Below are 545 nucleotides of genomic sequence, written 5' to 3'. Positions count from 1 at the left end.
GATCTCCGGTCATTCCATCCTAACAGACAAGTGGATGGTATCCATTGCTTTGATAATGAAAGTTAAAGGCTCTGCCTTCCTGTTTGCCGTATGCATCAAGAAGAGTGGAATCCAGATCCAGAATAACAGCCTGTGGCATCTGAATACGATAAACTCTCTTTCGGAGTATTCTGCCAATCATAAGTAACTGATTTAAGGTATCTTCATCCATACGGTTAAAGAATCTTGATACCGTAGGCTGTGATGCAAGGGTGTCTTTTTCAAGTACAGAATTCTTTGATGAGAAGCAATCCTGCATCGGAGGATAAATCTCCTCCATCAAAATTTATTTTAATTTGTCTATTGCTTTCTAGTGATAAGGTGTTTACAATACTCATAAAGGGCTCCTTTGTTGGTATTTATTTTGATTAGACACCTTAATTTTACCACAAATGGATGCTCTTTTTTCATTCACTTGATAGGTGAAAAGCAATATTCAGTTAAAATACAGTAACTATGTGGCTTTCAGCCACATTCGTGGCAAAGTCGTGAATAATTCAGGATAA

1 pseudogene is annotated in these 545 nt (G+C 37.2%); it reads right to left on the bottom strand.

Features of this window, described 5'->3' with window-relative positions:
- Positions 1–22: 22 nt before the first annotated feature.
- A pseudogene (locus WKT10_RS15925) lies at positions 23–377 on the bottom strand (transposase); the annotation flags it as partial.
- Positions 378–545: the final 168 nt, after the last annotated feature.

The organism is Enterocloster sp. HCN-30185 (assembly GCF_037890305.1).
In the GTDB taxonomy this organism is placed as follows: Bacteria; Bacillota; Clostridia; order Lachnospirales; family Lachnospiraceae; genus Enterocloster.
The sequence above is the reverse complement of the archived record's forward strand: the minus strand, read 5'-3'. Positions and strand labels throughout refer to the sequence as shown.